The sequence below is a fragment of the Endozoicomonas sp. G2_2 genome (assembly GCF_017744135.1).
Taxonomy (GTDB): Bacteria; Pseudomonadota; Gammaproteobacteria; order Nevskiales; family Salinisphaeraceae; genus Salinisphaera.
This window is the reverse complement of record NZ_JAGHQU010000002.1, coordinates 85690-102855: the sequence shown is the minus strand read 5'-3', so window position 1 is coordinate 102855 and position 17166 is coordinate 85690. Positions and strand designations below refer to the sequence as shown.

The 17166-nt window shown below is 65.5% G+C and carries 15 protein-coding genes; 9 read left to right on the top strand and 6 right to left on the bottom strand.

Annotated features, from left to right (window positions below):
- The first annotated feature begins 73 nt into the window (after positions 1–73).
- Positions 74–691, top strand: coding sequence for a carbonic anhydrase (locus J7355_RS02670; protein WP_209059715.1), 618 nt, complete (start codon positions 74–76; stop codon positions 689–691).
- Between the two features lie 49 nt (positions 692–740).
- Entirely contained in the window at positions 741–2306 is a 1566-nt protein-coding gene (locus J7355_RS02665; RefSeq protein ID WP_209059713.1) for a SulP family inorganic anion transporter, read from the top strand.
- Positions 2307–2354: 48 nt separating this feature from the next.
- On the opposite strand, the gene J7355_RS02660 is transcribed toward J7355_RS02665, so the two are convergent.
- Both J7355_RS02660 and J7355_RS02655 read right to left on the bottom strand, forming a co-directional pair.
- Entirely contained in the window at positions 2355–2789 is a 435-nt protein-coding gene (locus tag J7355_RS02660) for an EF-hand domain-containing protein (protein ID WP_209060142.1), read from the bottom strand.
- 83 nt (positions 2790–2872) lie between these two features.
- On the bottom strand, positions 2873–4816 hold the full coding sequence (locus tag J7355_RS02655; RefSeq protein WP_209059711.1) for an alkaline phosphatase family protein: 1944 nt from the start codon (positions 4814–4816) through the stop codon (positions 2873–2875).
- Positions 4817–4994: 178 nt separating this feature from the next.
- Between J7355_RS02655 and J7355_RS02650 the strand changes: the two genes are divergently transcribed.
- Positions 4995–6299 carry an Nramp family divalent metal transporter gene (locus J7355_RS02650; protein WP_209059709.1) on the top strand — a complete coding sequence of 435 codons (1305 nt, stop codon included), beginning with the start codon at positions 4995–4997 and terminating at the stop codon, positions 6297–6299.
- 9 nt (positions 6300–6308) lie between these two features.
- On the opposite strand, the gene J7355_RS02645 is transcribed toward J7355_RS02650, so the two are convergent.
- The gene (locus J7355_RS02645) at positions 6309–7556 is read right to left on the bottom strand and encodes an MFS transporter (protein WP_209059706.1); all 1248 of its coding nucleotides are present in this window, start codon (positions 7554–7556) and stop codon (positions 6309–6311) included.
- Between the two features lie 144 nt (positions 7557–7700).
- Between J7355_RS02645 and typA the strand changes: the two genes are divergently transcribed.
- The 6 genes from typA (at position 7701) to J7355_RS02615 (ending at position 15322) form a co-directional block, all read left to right on the top strand.
- On the top strand, positions 7701–9533 hold the full coding sequence (typA, locus tag J7355_RS02640) for a translational GTPase TypA (protein ID WP_209059704.1): 1833 nt from the start codon (positions 7701–7703) through the stop codon (positions 9531–9533).
- A 171-nt stretch (positions 9534–9704) separates the two neighbouring features.
- Positions 9705–11288 carry a GNAT family N-acetyltransferase gene (locus J7355_RS02635; RefSeq protein ID WP_209059702.1) on the top strand — a complete coding sequence of 528 codons (1584 nt, stop codon included), beginning with the start codon at positions 9705–9707 and terminating at the stop codon, positions 11286–11288.
- A gap of 90 nt (positions 11289–11378) precedes the next feature.
- Complete coding sequence (locus tag J7355_RS02630; protein ID WP_209059699.1) at positions 11379–12143, top strand: NAD-dependent deacylase; 765 nt, start codon at positions 11379–11381, stop codon at positions 12141–12143.
- An 85-nt stretch (positions 12144–12228) separates the two neighbouring features.
- Positions 12229–12993 (top strand): ParA family protein, encoded by a 765-nt coding sequence (locus tag J7355_RS02625; RefSeq protein WP_209059697.1) that lies wholly within the window; start codon positions 12229–12231, stop codon positions 12991–12993.
- Positions 12994–13058: 65 nt separating this feature from the next.
- Positions 13059–14543, top strand: a complete 1485-nt coding sequence (locus J7355_RS02620; protein ID WP_209059695.1) for a nodulation protein NfeD — start codon at positions 13059–13061, stop codon at positions 14541–14543.
- 2 nt (positions 14544–14545) lie between these two features.
- A complete protein-coding gene (locus J7355_RS02615) occupies positions 14546–15322 on the top strand; it encodes a slipin family protein (protein ID WP_209059693.1) in 777 nt (258 codons plus the stop codon).
- Positions 15323–15326: 4 nt separating this feature from the next.
- Here the strand turns inward: J7355_RS02615 and J7355_RS02610 are convergent, their stop codons facing one another.
- From J7355_RS02610 to J7355_RS02600, 3 genes are read right to left on the bottom strand one after another with little or no spacing between them, the layout of a single operon-like run.
- Positions 15327–16073: a polyphosphate kinase gene (locus J7355_RS02610; RefSeq protein WP_209059691.1), complete on the bottom strand. Its 747-nt coding sequence runs from the start codon at positions 16071–16073 to the stop codon at positions 15327–15329.
- Positions 16074–16077: 4 nt separating this feature from the next.
- Positions 16078–16743 carry a CoA pyrophosphatase gene (locus J7355_RS02605; protein ID WP_209059689.1) on the bottom strand — a complete coding sequence of 222 codons (666 nt, stop codon included), beginning with the start codon at positions 16741–16743 and terminating at the stop codon, positions 16078–16080.
- A gap of 4 nt (positions 16744–16747) precedes the next feature.
- The gene (locus J7355_RS02600; RefSeq protein WP_209059687.1) at positions 16748–17095 is read right to left on the bottom strand and encodes a type 1 pili tip component; all 348 of its coding nucleotides are present in this window, start codon (positions 17093–17095) and stop codon (positions 16748–16750) included.
- Between the last annotated feature and the right edge of the window lie 71 nt (positions 17096–17166).

Genomic DNA, 17166 nt, shown 5'->3' with positions numbered 1-17166 from the left:
GGAGACGCTGTAGAAAGCGCGTCGAGCAACGAGGGGTCGTTGTCCGAAACACTCACGCGAGAAGGAAATCACCATGGAATTTCGCGACCGGCTGCTGCTGGAAAATCGCGCCTGGGCCGACGAGATGTCGGCCCGCGACCCGGAATACTTCACCCGTCTGAACCATGGCCAGGCGCCCGATGCGCTCTGGATCGGCTGCTCCGACAGCCGCGTGCCGCCGGAGCAGCTCTGCAATGCTTCACCGGGCGATCTGTTCATCCACCGCAACGTGGCCAACCTGGTCGCCGATGGCGAAGCCGGTTTCCTGAGCGTGCTCGAATATGCGGTTCATGTGCTGGCGGTCCCGCATATCGTGGTCTGCGGTCACTACGGTTGCGGCGGCGTGGCGGCGGCCTGCAGCGACGAACCCGTGCCGCTGGCGCATGTCGACGCCCATATCGAACCGCTAAAGGCATTGCGAAATCGCCATCGCGAGACACTCGACGCCCTCAATGGCGTCAGCGCGCGCATCAACCGTCTGGTCGAACTCAACGTGCGCGCGCAGGTGGAGCGGCTCGCCGAGCTGACCTTGATCCGAACGGCCGCACGTCCGCCGGCACTGCATGGCCTCGTGTATGCGACCGATCGCGGCCTGCTCGAATCGGTCTGCTACCGGGAACCGGAACCGCTCGCCCAGGCCGTGCCGGCCTGAGCCGCAACCGCCCCTCCCCTCTCCGCTCGTTACTTCAAGAGTCAACGTCATGACTTCGCTATCGAACCCGTTCGATTTCCGGCATGCCGGGCGCGACCTGCGTGCCGGCATCGTCGTCTTCTTCGTCGCCATTCCATTGTGTCTGGGTATTGCCATCGCCTCCGGTGCGCCGCCGATCTCCGGCCTGATTGCCGGCATGGTCGGCGGCCTGGTGATTTCGCTCGCCTCCGGCTCGCAGCTGAGTGTCAGCGGGCCCGCCGCCGGGCTGACCGTGATCGTGCTCGCGGCTATCGAGGAGTTCGGCTACGGCGGCCTGCTGTTCGCCACCCTGCTCGCCGGCGCGCTGCAGATGCTGTTCGGTGTGCTGCGGTTCGGCGGTATCGGCGCCTTCGTGCCCAGCGGCGTGATCAAGGGCATGCTCGCGGCGATCGGTCTGATCCTGATCGCCACTCAGATTCCGCTGGCGCTGGGCCACGGCGCCCAGACCGAGGCCAGCCTCGCGGACCCGCAGGCGCTGTTCGCCCAGACATCGCCGCTCGCTGTTCTGATCACCGTGTGCGGACTCGCCCTGCTGTTGCTGTTCGAAACCCGCTGGGTTCGACAGCGGCCATGGCTGCGCATCATTCCGGCACCGCTGTTGGTGGTCGCCTTCGGTATCGCCCTGAGTACCGGCGCCTCGCTCGCGGGCTCGTCGCTTGCACTCGACGCCGCACGCCACGTTCAGCTGCCCGGCCTGGAAGGCCCGGTGTCGTTTTTCGAAACGCTGCGCCTGCCCGATTTCAGCCACTGGATGACGCCGGGCATCTACCTCACCGCCGTGACCATCGCCCTCGTGGCCAGTCTCGAGACCCTGCTGAGTATCGAAGCCGTCGACGACATGGATCCGCTCGGGCGCACGTCGCCGCCCAATCGCGAATTGCGTGCCCAGGGGCTGGGCAACATGGTCAGTGGCTTCATCGGTGGGCTGCCCATTACGGCCGTCATCGTACGCAGCTCGGCGAACGTTCAGTTCGGCGGGCGCACGCGGCTATCCAGCTTCATCCACGGGGTACTGCTGACCGCGAGCGTGGCGTTTCTGGCTTTTGCGCTCGAACAGATACCGCTGGCCTGCCTGGCGGCCATTCTGCTGCACACCGGCTACAAGCTCGCGCGGCCGGCGCTCGTGATGGCGCAGTATCGGCGTGGCTGGCAGCGATTCATTCCGTTTGTGGTCACCATCGGCGCGATCCTGGTCACGGACCTGCTCGCAGGCGTGCTCGTCGGCATGCTGTGCGCGACCTGCTTTCTGGTGCGGGCGAACTATCGCTCGGCGCTGTCGTTCACGCGCAGCGGGGACCACGCACTGCTGCGGCTCAACACGGAAGTGTCGTTTCTCAATCGCCAGGAGTTGCGCAGCCACCTGGCGGGCGTGCCCGAGGGCGGCACGCTGATTATCGACGCCTCGGCAACCCGATTCATGGACGCGGATATCCGCGAGGATATCGACCGCTTCATCGAATCAGCCGGCGCGCGCGCCATCACCGTCGAACTCAACCACTATGAGGGTGTATCCGCGACCTATCCGGATCCGGCCCGGTTACGTCAGGTCGGCAATGCCTCGGCGGCCACGGCATAGCGTGCGTACCTGTGCCCGCGGCAAGATGCCGCGGGCACGGCTCTGGCGTTATTGTGGCTCGCCGATGGCGCGCTTGAGTTCCGAGCCGTCGAGCACGCCGTTGCCATCGGTATCCAGCCGATCGAAATATGGCGTCATCGCGGCCTGATATTCGGACAGCGAAACCCCGCCGCTTTCGTCGCGATCAAGATTCGCCAGCCAGCGCTCGCGCGCCTTGCGGCGGGCGCGCTCTACCTCGCGCGTCGGCGTTTCGGCATCGGGCGCGGCCTGGCTGGCCTCGAGTTCGTCGAGCCGAACCTGGCCGTCGCCATCGGCGTCGAGACGCTTGAAGGCCTCGACCTGAGCGGATACCGCTTCCTGGCGACCGATCGCGCCGTCGCCGTTGGTATCGAGTTCGGAGATCGCATTCTGTGCCCACAGGCTTGCGGGCATGGCGGCTAGCAACGTCAGGGCCAGGGTCGGTATCCGTACCGGTCTCGTCATCGGTTCGTCTCCAGGCGGGGATGAAAGCCGCGTCGCGATGCGGCGCCCCTGCTCTGGCAACACGCGCGCCGTTAGGTTCAGCCTCAGACCTCTTCCTCGTCGCTGACTTCGAATACCACATCGGAATCGTCCACGCCGAGTTCGCGAATCTCGATCGGCTGGCCGGCCGGGTTGAACCCTACGTAACCCATGCCCGCGCCGTTGACCAGGCGTTCGCCGTGGTCTGCCGGCGTGGGCCGACGCGGGTTCACGCGCATGCGCCGACGCTTGGTGAACCAGTTGAGCGGCGAGTACGGCGCGTAGAGCCAGCGGTTGAGGCGGTCGAACCAGTCGAGCAGCTTGCGCGGGAATTCGTTTTTCACCCCGCTGCTGGTGATCTGCCAGATCTTCTGGCGCGCCGCCGAGAAGCGCAGTGTCACGTCGTAGGCGAACGAGTAGTGCACGTCGCCGGACAGAATCGTGAAGTTTTTCGGCGTGTTGCCGTGGCGGAAGATGTTGAGCAGCGTATGGGCCGCGCCACGATGCGCCATCCAGTTCTCGGCGTCGACCATCAACGGCTTGCCGAACCAGGTGAACACACGCTGGATGTTCTCGATGAGCTTGACGCCGAATATCGGCGCCGCCGAGACCATCACGACGCTGCGCCGGTCCATGAGGTGGGTCTGCATTTCGCTGAGCGCTTCCCAGTCCATCAGGCCGGACGGCTTCGACGGCCGCCGCGAGCGCCGCCACCGTCGCGTGCGTGTATCGAGAACGACCACGCCCGGCTCTGTGTCGAGGATGAAGTCCCAGCCGCGAAACGCGAGCAGGCAGTCGATGAGCGCATCATGGGATACGGCATCCCGGTTTGCGGTATAGCGCTCGACGCACGGCCAGACCGTCTCTTCGAAGATTTCCGGCCGATTGCCCCAGCCCTGGCACAGCAGATAGGCGACCAGGGCATTGCCGATGATTCGACGCGAGAACGGATGGCCGTAGGCGGTATCCATCCACGCGCCGGTGAGGTTCCAGTCGTCGGTGATGTCGTGATCGTCGAAGATCATCGCGGTGACGCTATTCGCCATAAGCCGTCGCACGCCCGGCAATTCGGTGACGAAGTCGTCGATCACTGCGGCCTCGTCGTCGTAGGTCGCGCTTTCTTCCTCGTCGAGCGGCGGCCGGGTGTATTCCAGGCCACGCCACGGCGCGTCCGACCAGCACAGCAGATACATCGCCAGCACCTCGGCCAGCGTGATCAGATGGTTGCCCGAGGACGCCGAGGTGAACACCGGCTTGCGCGTGCCGCCGAAGAAACGATCGCGCAGGTCCCGGCTGCTCTTTTCCTGCGGCAGCAACTCGTCGCGCCGGTAATAGCAGGCAGTACAGGCATAGAGCGCTTCGCTGTCGTCGAGCACTGCGCCCTCCAGCGTTTCGGGCCAGAGACCGAGATTGGCGATCAGCGCATGAATCGCGCGCAGCAGCGGGCCGGCGACGTCGTCGGCATAGATCTGGTCGCCGGTCAGCAATAGCGCCACCGGCCAGGATTCGCTGTTGTCGCGACGCTCGCCGAGCCAACGGTCCGCGCGTGCCATGCCGTCGCCCGAGCGATGATGCGGTCGACGACAGGAACCATGCAGCAGGCTGTCGAGTTCGGTTTTGATGACGAACCGCGGGCGCGACTCGCCGGGATAGCAAAGCCCGGGCTCGAGCTCGGCCAGCGATAGGCCGCCTGCCCCCAGCCGCAGGTCGTAGCCCACCGCCCGGCGCTCGGCCAGAGGTGCCACGCCCGCCGCCTCGAGATCGACATCAATAAATATCAGCCAGGCGCGTTCGCCGATTTGCACGTCGCGCCGGAACGGCGCCAGATCGACCGTGTCGTCCGCGACCTGGCGGCGGCCGTCGTCGTCTCGATACAGCGCCAGCTGCAGCGAAACCGGGCGCCTCACCGCGAGCCAGAGCACGATGCGCCCGCTATGGGCCTGGCGGAGAATGGGGCCGGCGATGATGTCGCGGGCGGTCGGGTCGGCGTCGAGGTTCGGATGCTGCATGCAGTGATTGTACGGCTCGAAGCCGCCAGCGCCAGTGTGGCGTGCCGGCGATAGATGCTTGACGCACCAAGGCGTCGGCGCTAGTTTCAGCCGATGCCAAGTTTTACAGCCGAACGTCACACTTGCGGCGTTCTCATCCCGGCTATCCTGCCCGCGATCGTCACGCACCGTCGTTACGATGCGCGCTGAACCCCGCGACGACAGCGGCGACCGCCTGCCGGGCGAAAGCGCCACCATCACCGCGGCCCAGGCCGCCCTCGACGGCCGACAGCGCGGGCTGCGCGGGCTGTGGCCGTTTCTGGGGCCCGCGTTCATCGCGGCCGTGGCCTATATCGATCCCGGCAATTTCGCGACCAATATCCAGGCAGGCTCGAACTTCGGCTATCTGCTGCTTTGGGTCGTGATCGTGTCCAACCTCATGGCGATCCTCATCCAGTCGATGTCGGCAAAGCTGGGCATCGCCACCGGCAAGAACGTGCCCGAGGTCTGTCGCGAGCGGTTTGCGCGCCCGGTCACGATCGGCCTCTGGATCCAGGCCGAGATCATCGCCATCGCGACCGATCTGGCCGAATTCATCGGCGGCGCGCTCGGCCTCTATCTGCTGTTCGGCATTCCGCTGTTCCCGGCCGCCGTCATTACCGGCGTGTTCTCCTTCGGCCTGCTGGAACTGCAGCGGCGCGGCTTCCGGCCGCTGGAGGCCGGTATCACCGCGCTGGTGGGCGTGGTGATCGTCTCGTTCGCCTACGAGGTGTACGTCGCCCAACCCGACATGGGCGACCTCGCCCTCGGGCTGGTGCCCGGTTTCGAGGGCAGCCACAGCGTTATGCTGGCGGCGGGGATCCTGGGCGCGACGGTCATGCCGCACGTGATCTATCTGCACTCCGCGCTCACGCAGCGGCGCGTCGTGGGGCGCAGCGACGACGAACGCCGGCGGATCTTTCGCTTCGAATTCTTCGACATTCTCATCGCCATGGGCGTGGCCGGCCTGATCAACGCCGCGATGCTGGTCATGGCCGCAGGGCTGTTCTTCGGCGCCGACGTCGACGTCGCCACGCTCGAAGCGGCCTACGCCCATCTCGGCGAATACGCCGGCCCCGTCGCGGCCACGCTGTTCGGTGTCGGTCTGCTGGCCAGCGGCTTCTCGAGTTCGTCGGTGGGCACGATGAGCGGCCAGGTGGTGATGCAGGGCTTCATCAAACGCCGCATCCCGTTGTTCGCGCGGCGCATGATCACCATGACACCGGCGCTGGCGATCCTCGCGATGGGGGTGGATGCCACCACCGCACTCGTGATGAGTCAGGTGGTGCTGTCGTTCGGCATTCCGTTCGCGCTGATCCCGCTGCTGCTGTTCTGCTCGAACCGCGACATCATGGGTTCTCTGGTCAATCACCGCTTGACCACGATGCTCGCCTGGCTGATTGCATCAATCGTGATAGCGCTGAATATATTTCTTCTTTACCAGACGTTTATCGAGTATTTATAAAGCTATAACTCACTTGAAATGGGCGCGATTCGCACGCCCTTGCCAGCGCATCAGTCGTGCGGTGGCAGCCACGCCCGTGAGCAGCAGCGTGGCCACCATCCCGGCCACGCCCCACCAGCCGTATGCAGACCAGAACACGCCACCGAGCGAACCCACCACGCTCGAACCCAGGTAGTAGGCCAGCAGGTACAGACCTGCCGCCTGGCCCTTGCCGCCTTCGGCGAGCGGCCCCACCCAGCCGCTGGCAACGGAATGGCCGGCAAAGAAGCCGACGGTAAGCAGTGCGATGCCGAGCACGATCGTCCACAGTGTTTCCGGCAGCATGCAGACCAGTCCCAGGCTCATGAGCCCGATCGCGCCGACCATCACCGGCGCCCGCCCGTAGCGGTCGGCCAGCCGTCCGAACACGGCGGAGGCGACGATGCCGAGCAGGTAAACCACGAAGATTGCGCCCACCGCCGTCTGGCTAAGGGAAAACGGCGGCTCGGCCAGCCGATAGCCAATGTAGTTGTAGACCGAGACGAACGACCCCATCAGCAGAAAGCCGCACAGAAACAGCCAGGGCAACGCGCCATGGCGCAAATGACGGGCAATCGGCGCGAAATGATCGGCCAGCTTGAGCCCCTTCTTCGCGGTGAAGTTACGCGACGGCGGCAACATGACCACGAACACGATCGCCGCCACGAAGCCCAGCGCCCCGATCCCGCCGATCGCCGCGCGCCAGCCGCCGATATCCGCGATCACACCGGCCATGACGCGCCCGCTCATCCCGCCGAAGGCGCTGCCGGCAATGTATAGCCCCATGGCGGAGCCGAGATCACCGGGCGACACTTCTTCCGACAGATAGGCGATCGCCAGCGCCGGCACGCCGCCGAGCGCGAAGCCCTCCAGTGCGCGTGCAAGCAACAGCGTGCCCCAGCCGGGCGCGAATGCGGCCACGACAGAAAGCGCTGCCGACGCGACCATCGACGCGCTCATCAGCCGCTTGCGGTCGATGGCCTCCGACATCAGCCCGGCGAGAAAAAGCGTGAAGGCGAGCACGCCGGTACTCACCGACAGCGACAGACTGCTTACTGCCGGCGTGATCTCGAAATTTTTCGAAAACAGCGGCATGAGCGGCTGGACGCTGTAAAGCGACGAAAAAGTCGCGAAGCCGGCGGCGAACAGCGCGATGTTCGCGCGCCGGTAGGACGAACTGCCGCGCGTCAGGCCCTGCGCCGCGGTTCCGGGCGCTTCGGCATGGTTGGAAACACTCATGCCACGCATTATCGCATGCAGGGTACAGCGGCCCCTGCGCTCACTTGACCAACACAGGCCGTCGATTTCGCGTCACGGCTGGCCGGGAGCCCTCTAATACAGGATAATGCGCGCGTTTTTCTCTACGCCCCGAGCGCACCCTTCATGATCGAAAATCTTCGCAACATCGCGATAATCGCCCACGTCGACCACGGCAAGACCACGCTGGTCGACTGCCTGCTTCGCCAATCCGGCACCTTCGAGGCGCGCGAGGACGTGGCCGACCGGATCATGGATTCCAATGATCTGGAAAAGGAACGCGGCATCACGATCACCTCGAAGAATACCGCGATCGAATGGCGTGACCCCGACAGCGACGAGAACTACCGCATCAACATCGTCGACACCCCCGGCCACGCCGACTTCGGTGGCGAGGTCGAGCGCGTGCTGTCGATGGTCGACTCGGTGCTGCTGTTGGTCGACGCCGTGGACGGCCCCATGCCGCAGACCCGCTTCGTGACCGAGAAAGCCTTCGAGCTTGGCCTGAAGCCGATCGTGGTAATCAACAAGATCGATCGCGACGGCGCGCGGCCCGATTGGGTGCTCACCCAGACGTTCGACCTGTTCGATTCGCTCGGCGCCACCGACGAACAGCTCGACTTCCCCACCGTCTACACGTCCGCGCTCGGCGGCTATGCCGGCCTTGACGACGACGTGCGCGAGGGCGACATGAAACCGCTGTTCCGCACCATTACGGAGCGCGTGCCGGCCCCGCCGGTGAAGACCGACGGCCCGTTCCAGATGCAGATCACCACGCTGGACTACAACAGCTTCGTGGGCCAGATCGGCATCGGCCGTATCGCGCGCGGCGCGGTCAAGCCCGCCACCCAGATCACGATCGTCGACCGCGAGGGCAACAAGCGCAACGCCAAGATCGCCGGCGTATTCGGCTTTCTCGGCCTCAACCGCGTGGAGGTCGACCAGGCCCAGGCCGGCGATATCGTCGCCCTCACCGGCATGGACGGCCTGGATATCTCCGACACCCTCTGCGATACCAGCGCACCCGAAGCGCTGCCGGCGCTGACCGTCGACGAACCGACGATGAGCATGACGTTCGAGGTGAACAAGTCGCCGCTGGCCGGCAAGGAAGGCGATTACCTCACCTCGCGCCAGATCCGCGAACGCCTCGAACGCGAGCTCAAGTCCAACGTGGCCATGCGCGTCGAGCAAGGCGGCGACGCCGATCGCTTCAAGGTCTCCGGCCGCGGCCTGCTGCACCTGTCGGTGCTGCTCGAGACGATGCGCCGCGAAGGCTACGAGCTCGCCGTCGCCCGCCCTGAAGTGGTGACCCGCGAAGTCGACGGCGCTATCCACGAGCCCTACGAGCTGCTCATCTGCGACATCGAGGACGAGCACCAGGGCGCGGTGATCGACAACCTCAACCAGCGGCGTGGTCAGCTGCAGAACATGCAGCCGGACAACAAGGGCCGTACGCGCCTGGAGTTCATCATTCCCTCGCGCGGGCTGATCGGCTTTCAGACCGAGTTCATGAGCATGACCTCGGGCACCGGTATCGTCACCCACGTGTTCGATCACTACGGCCCGCTCGGCGGCGAGGCGATCGGCCAGCGGCATTCCGGCGTGCTCATCTCCAACGCGGCCGGCAAGGCCGTGGCCTTCGCGCTGTTCAACCTGCAGGATCGCGGCAAGATGATGGTCGGGCCGAACGACGAGGTCTACGAAGGCATGGTGGTCGGCATCCACTCGCGCGAGAACGATCTCACCGTGAACGTGCTCAAGGCCAAGCAGCTCACCAACGTGCGCGCCGCCGGTTCGGACGAGAACATCAACCTCACGCCGCCCGTGCGCATGACGCTGGAACAGGCACTCGAGTTCATCAACGACGACGAACTGGTCGAGATCACGCCCTCCAACGTGCGCGTACGCAAGCGCTGGCTCAAGGAACACGAACGCAAGAAGGCCGGCCGCGCGAGCTGATCGGCGGCCGGCCTGAGCCCGCTGCCGCGATGAAACCGGCGGCGGCGCTGGCCACGCCATGCCGATCCTGCGTTATCGTGCGCAGCGGTTGTTCATTGTGCTCGAGCGATCCGCGGCGACAGCCCGACCGCGGATCGTCGTATCGCGCCATCTGTTCAAGGATAGCTGCCCATGCCCAATCAAAGCCGTTCGCGCCTGATCGTTCGTACCGCCAAGCTGTCGGATATTCCGGCAATCAATCGGGTGGTGCAGCGCACCTACCCCAACCTCGACGATTACACGTTCGACGAGCTGCGTGGCCAGATCAACAACTTCCCGGAAGGCCAGCTGGTCGCGGTCTACGAAGACACCGTGGTCGGCTACTGCGCGACGCTGTGCCTGCCGGAGGATCAGGTCATGCGTCCGCATACCTGGGCGCGTATCACCGGCAACGGTTACGGCTCCACGCACGATACCGACGGCGACTATCTCTACGGCTACGAGATCTGCGTGGACCCGGAAGCCCGCGGCCTGCGCATCGGCCAGCGGCTCTACCGCGAGCGCGAAGCACTGTGCATGAAGCTCGGTCTCAAGGGCATCGTCTTTTCCGGGCGGCTGCCGGGCCTCAAACGCCGTTACAAGAAATACGGCAGCGCCGAGGCCTATGTCGAGGCGGTGGCAAACAAGGAGATCCGCGATTCGGTCCTGAGCTTTCAGCTCAACCAGGGCTATGAGCTGCTCGGGGTGATGCCGAACTACCTGCCGCCGGACGAGGCCTCCATGGGCTACGGCGCCCACCTGCTCTGGCGCAACCCGGAATACAAGTATCGTGAGGACGTGGTCGGCGACTCGCATGTGCACCTGCAGCGCCCGGCCACCGTGCGTATCGCCACCGTTCAGTACGGCCAGCGCGCGATCGACTCCTTCGACGAGTTCGCGCAGATCGTGACCTACTTCGTACAGGAGACCGCGGACGCCAAGGCGGACTTCGTGGTTTTCCCCGAGCTGTTCACGGTCCAGCTGCTGTCGATCAAGAACGAGGAACTGCGACATCGCGCGGCCATCCAGCGGCTCGCCGATTTCGTCGATGAATTCCGCGAGCTCATGGCTTCGCTGGCGGTGAAGTTCAATATCAACATCATCGCCGGTTCGCACCCGACGCGCGTCGGTGAAGACCTGCAGAACATCGCTTATATCTACCTGCGCGACGGTTCCGAATACCAGCAGCCCAAGATTCACCCGACCCCCGGCGAACGCCACTACTGGAACATCGTCGGCGGCGACTCGCTCAACGCGATCGAGACCGACTGCGGGCCGATCGGCGTGCTGGTCTGCTACGACAGCGAATTCCCCGAACTCTGCCGGCATCTCGCGGATCAGGGCGTGAACATGCTGTTCGTGCCGTTCTCCACTGAAGACCGCAACGGCCATCTGCGCGTGCGCTACTCGGCCCATGCCCGTGCGGTGGAAAACCAGATCTATGTCGCCACCGCCGGCAACGTCGGCAACCTGCCGCGTATCCACGCCATGGATCTGCACTACGGCCAGAGCGCGATCATCACCCCCTGCGATTTCGCCTTCGCCCGCGACGGCATCGCCGCCGACACCACCCCCAACGTGGAGATGGTGGCGATCGCCGATGTGCGTCTCGACGTGCTGCAGGACGCGCGCACGACCGGGTCGGTACAGAACATGTTGGATCGGCGCCACGATCTCTATCACGTGCAGTGGATGCCGCGCCGGCGCCCGGTGAAGGCGCCGCGCTCGCGGCGCTAGCCGCCGGCTCGCGTGTGACGTCACCGCAGCCGGCCCGTAAGCTGGGCGGCGGCATTCCTTAATGGCCGGTATGGGGCCGGCGCGTTTTCGATGACACAGCACGATCCGATCGACGCTGCCGCGACAGCCCTGGCGGGCGCCCGACGGCTGCTAGTGCTCTCCGGCGCCGGCATTTCGGCGGAATCCGGCATCCCGACCTTCCGCGAAGCCCAGACCGGGCTATGGGCCCGGTTCTCGCCCCAGGATCTCGCCACTCCCGAAGCCTTCGCGGCACAGCCCGAACGTGTGCTGGGCTGGTATCGCTGGCGTCGTGCCCTCATTGCCCGCGGCGGGGTGAACCCGGGCCACGAGGCGATCGCCGCACTCGAACGCCACCTGCCGGTGGTCGTGGCCACGCAGAACGTCGATGGCCTGCATGCCGCGGCCGGCAGCCGTGATATCGCCGAACTGCACGGCAACATCTGGCGCGATCGCTGCCCGAACTGTGGCCATGAAACCGTGCTGCCAGTCGCCGAACCGGACGAGAACGCGCCGTTTTCGCGCTGCCCGCAATGCCGGGCGCTCACGCGCCCCGGCGTCGTATGGTTCGGGGAGATGCTGCCCGTGGCTGCGCTCGAGCGCGCCCAGGTCGAACTCGAGCACTGCGACTGCGTGCTGGTGGTAGGCACCTCGAACCAGGTCTATCCGGCGGCGGCCCTGGTCGAACAGGCCGTAGCCGGCCCCGCGACCGTGATCGAGGTCAATCCCCAGCCGACAGCCGTGTCCGGCGCGGTCGATATTCGCATTGCCGAACGGGCCAGCCGCGCGCTGCCGGCGGTCGTGCGCGCGCTCGACGAGGCGCCGACAGCCCGCTAAGCTCGACGACAGCGAAAAGCCGGATTTTTCAGGCAGACCGGCGCCCTCGCAACCGACAACAACCGTTTTCCCGAGGAGTTGGCCGATGACGCGTCGCGTGGTGTTCAATCAGAAAGGCGGTGTGGGCAAGACCACCCTGCTCTGCAACCTGGCGGCCATCGCAGCGGCCCGCGGCAAGCGCACGCTCGTCATCGACCTCGACGCCCAGTGCAACGCCAGCCAGTACCTGCTGTCTTCGGCCGATCGTCAGGCCGACGCCGGCAGCGCGGATTTCTTCGAGTCCATCCTGTCGCGCAGCCGTCGCAGCGGCGGCCTCGAGGATTTCATCACGCCCTCGCCGTTCGAAAACCTGTCGGTGATGGCCGCGCATCCGGATCTCGAGGAACTGCGCGTCAAGCTCGAGGCCAAGCACAAGATCTACAAGCTCAAGCAGTCGCTCGAGCGCCTCGACGGCTTCGACTGCGTGTTCATCGATACGCCGCCGGCACTGAATTTCTATTCCCAGTCCGCGCTGATCGCGGCCGATCGCTGCCTGATTCCGTTCGACTGCGACGATTTCGCGCGCCAGGCCCTGTATTCGCTGTTCGACAACATCCATGAGATCCAGGACGACCACAATCCGGATCTCGTCATCGACGGCATCGTGGTCAACCAGTTTCAGGCCCGCGCCAAGCTGCCCGCGCGCATGCTCGAGGAACTGGGTGCCGAAGGCCACCCCCTGATCGAGACCCGTATCACGTCTTCGGTGAAAGTGCGCGAATCCCACGATGCGTCTGTCCCGCTCATCCACTATGCGCCCCAGCACAAGGTCACCCAGCAACTGGTCGCGCTCTATGAGCGTCTCGACTGACCCCGGACACCGCGAAACGACGCGGGCTTTCGCATCGCGGCGCGGCATGGCAGCGTAATTCGGTCATGGCCTGTACATCGCGCTGTCTGCTGGTTCTGCTCGCATTCGCCGCCGTTTTCATCGGCAGCGCGAGCCGCGTTGTGGCCCAGGACGCGAACACCGCAGTACGCGAAATCGCGATCGAAGGCGCCATCGGCCCTGCCACCAGCCGTTTCGTGCGAACCGAACTGGAGGACGCGGACGCGGCCGGTGCATCGGCAGTGGTTCTGCGCATCGATACCCCCGGCGGCCTGGACGGCGCCATGCGCGATATCGTCAAGGCGATCCTCGCGTCCCCGGTCCCGGTAATCGGCCACGTGGCGCCGGGCGGCGCCCGGGCGGCGAGTGCCGGCACCTATATTCTCTACGCGAGTCATATCGCGGCCATGGCGCCCGCCACCAATCTCGGGGCAGCGACGCCGGTATCACTCGGCGGCGGTTTCGGCGATGCGGAAACGCCCAAAGCGTCGGACGAGGACAAGACGAACGACGAGGAGAACGGCGAACCGGAAGACGAGAATGCGTCCGGCGTGGCGCGCGCCGGCGCCGACGATGCCACCGCCAAGCGACGCAAGGTCGTCAACGACGCGGTGGCTTATATTCGCGGGCTTGCCGAGCAGCGCGGGCGCAACGCGGACTGGGCCGAACGGGCGGTTCGCGAAGGCGTGAGCCTTTCCGCGCAGGCCGCACTCGACGATAACGTCATCGACCTGATGGCCGCGAACACGCGTGAATTGCTCGGCGCCATCGACGGTCGCCGCGTGGAGACGGCCGCCGGCGTCCAGCAGCTTTCCACAAAGAATGCGACCGTGGATCGACGCGAGCCCGGCTGGCAGACCGAACTCCTGTCGGTCATCACCAACCCCACCGTGGCCTATCTGCTGTTCATGATCGGCATCTACGGCCTGATTCTGGAAGGCCTGAATCCCGGCGCGGCCGTACCCGGCGTGGTCGGCGCGATCAGCCTCGTATGCGCGCTGTTCGCGTTTCAGGTACTGCCGGTCAACTATGCGGGTCTTGCGCTGATCGCGCTCGGCGCGGGCCTGATGGTGGCCGAGATGTTCGCGCCGAGCTTCGGTATCCTCGGACTCGGTGGCGTCACGGCCTTCGTGTTCGGATCGATCATGCTCATGGATACCGACGTACCCGGCTTCGAGATCCCCTTTGGCGTAATCGGCGGCATCGCGGTCGCCAGCGCGCTGCTGCTCTTTCTCATTCTCTACCTGTTTCTGCGCTCGCGCCGCGAATCGGTTCAGACCGGCCACGCCGGTCTCATCGGCGCGCGCTGCGTGGCGCTGGCCGACTTCGAGCACGAAGGCCGTGTTTTGCTGCACGGCGAATCCTGGCTGGCGCAGAGCACCGCGCCGGTCGCGCGCGACGACCGACTGATCGTCACCGCCGCCGAAGGCCTGAAGGTGTTCGTGCGGCCCGCCGGCCCGGCGGATCAGCCATTCACGACCGGCGGCCCGTCGCCGAACCGGTCTTTCCTGCGGCCATCCCCTAGGAGATAGTCATGTTCATCAATTTCGGCTTCGCCATCATCGTCCTTCTGGCGCTCCTGATCTTCGCGTCGATCAAGATCCTGCCGGAATACGAGCGCGGCGTGATGTTCACCCTCGGCCGCATGACCGGCGTGAAGGGCCCCGGCCTGTTCCTGGTGATCCCCATCATTCAGAAGATGGTGAAGGTCGACATGCGCGTGGTGGTACTCGACGTGCCGCCGCAGGACGTGATATCGCGCGACAACGTGTCGGTACGGGTGAACGCGGTGGTGTACTTCCGCGTAATCAATGCCGACAAGGCGATCGTGGAGGTCGAGCACTTCTACGATGCGGTCAGCCAGCTGGCCCAGACCACCCTGCGCAGCGTGCTCGGCAAGCACGAGCTCGACGAGATGCTCGCCGAACGCGACAAGCTCAATGCCGATATCCAGGAAATTCTCGATCGGCATACCGATGCCTGGGGCCTGAAGGTCGCCAATGTCGAGATCAAACAGGTCGATCTGGACGAGAGCATGACGCGCGCCATCGCGCGCCAGGCCGAGGCCGAACGCGCACGGCGCGCCAAGGTCATCAACGCCGAGGGCGAAATGCAAGCAGCAGAGAATCTGCGTGGCGCAGCCGAACAGCTCGCGCGCGAGCCCCAGGCCCTGCAGCTGCGCTATCTGCAAACACTCGTGGACATTGCCGGGGAGAACAACTCGACCATCGTGTTCCCGCTGCCGATGGACCTGATCGAGCCGCTCATGGACGTCGCCCGCCAGGCCAAGGGCACCGACCGCGACGGATGATGCCCTAGCGCCCGCCTGGCCCCAATGCGTCCATGAAGGTCTCGACCGCGGTATCCGGCGCGGGCAGTGCCGTGTCGACACCGGCGCCCAGCGTATCGACGATCACGCGCAGGGCCTCGACACGTGCGCGTCGCTTGTCGTTCGCGTCGATACGATGCCAAGGCGCGACGCGCGTCGAGCAGCGCGCGAACATGTCTGCATAGGCGCTCTCGTAGGCGCCCCAGCGGCCGCGATTGCGGATGTCCTCGGCGGTCAGCTTCCAGCGCTTTGCCGGATTCTCGTAACGCGCCACGAAGCGTTCTAGCTGGGTCGCGCTGTCGATATCCAGAAACAGTTTCACCACCCGAATGCCGTCGTCGACGAGGGTCTGCTCGAAGCCGTTGATTTCGTCGTACGCGCGGTGCCATGTCTGCGCGCTGGCAAAACCCTCGACCCGCTCGACGAGTACCCGCCCGTACCAGCTGCGATCGAATATTGCGATCTCGCCCGCAGGCGGGATACGAGCCCAGAAACGCTGCAGCCAGTGCTGACGACGTTCGACGGCGTCCGGCGCGCCAATCTGCCAGACCGAGAGCGTGCGCGGGTCCAGCACCCAACCGATGCGACGGATCAGTCCGCCCTTGCCGGCTGCATCCCAGCCCTCCAGAACCACCACCGCGCTGCGGCCCTGGCGCGCGTAGGCCAGCTGCAGACGCTGCAATTCGGTCTGTAGCGCCTCGACTTCGCGCTTGGCCTGCTTGCGCCCGGCCATAGTCTCAGTCCGCGCCGCAGGTCGTGCCGGCGGCGGTCGCCATCCGGCCTTCGGCATGGGCGAGCCGCTGCACGAGCCCGAGCATCATGCCGGCTGTCGCGCCCCAGATATGGTCGCCGGCATAGTCCAGCGCCTGCACTTCATAATGCCGGCTGTTTCGCTCGATTTCGTAGCGGTGATAGTTGTCGAGATCCACGATATGCGCCAACGGCACGGCGAAAAGCCGCGCGACCTCGGCATCGTCGGGGGCGACGCGCGCGCCCGGGTCGACCCAGCCCACGAACGGGCTGACCACGAAGCCGGTGACCGTCCGATACTCGGGCAGCTCGCCGAGAATCTGCACGTGCGCGGGATCCAGATCGATTTCCTCCTGCGCCTCGCGCAGCGCCGCGGCCTGCGGGCCCGCGTCGCGCGCTTCCACACTCCCGCCCGGAAAGCTGATCTGCCCGGGGTGGTGGCGCAGCGACGCGCTGCGCTCGGTGAAGTACACATAGGGCTCTGCAGCGCCAACCACCGGAATGAGCACGCCGGCACGGCGGGCGGCGATGCCGTGATCCTCGACGGGTCGATTCTCGCCGGGCGCGCCGAAACCGGCCGGCAGCGGTATGCGCAGCGCGTGTTCGAGCCGGCGCCGCCAGTCGCGGCCCGGCTGATCGTCTGATCGCTGCAACGCGCTAGCCGTTCGAATCGATGGTCTGGCCGGCCTTGAGCTTCTCGGCGTATTCCTTGGCCAGCGCCTGGAAGCGCGGCGTCAGGCCATCGTCGGCATACATGGGGTCGCCTTCCTCGTCGTACGCGGCAATCTCGCTGCCGGGCTCGTAGCTGAAGGAACTCGCCAGCTCGTCCAGAGCGGCGGCCAGCAGATCGGTAAGAATGCGTTCCTGGGTCAGCCCCGGGAACAGGTCACACAATGCCGCGACCTTGGCCGCATCGTAGAGGGGAAGCCGAATCTCGTAGGTTTCATCGGTACGGGTCTCGCCCGCGTTCGCCTGCCACTGCGCGACCAGTTCGTTGACTTTCATCCGGGTACCTGCTGGTTGTGTAGATGCCGCTTGACGCCCCTAGATTACGAAAATCGAGTGCCGTGAAACAA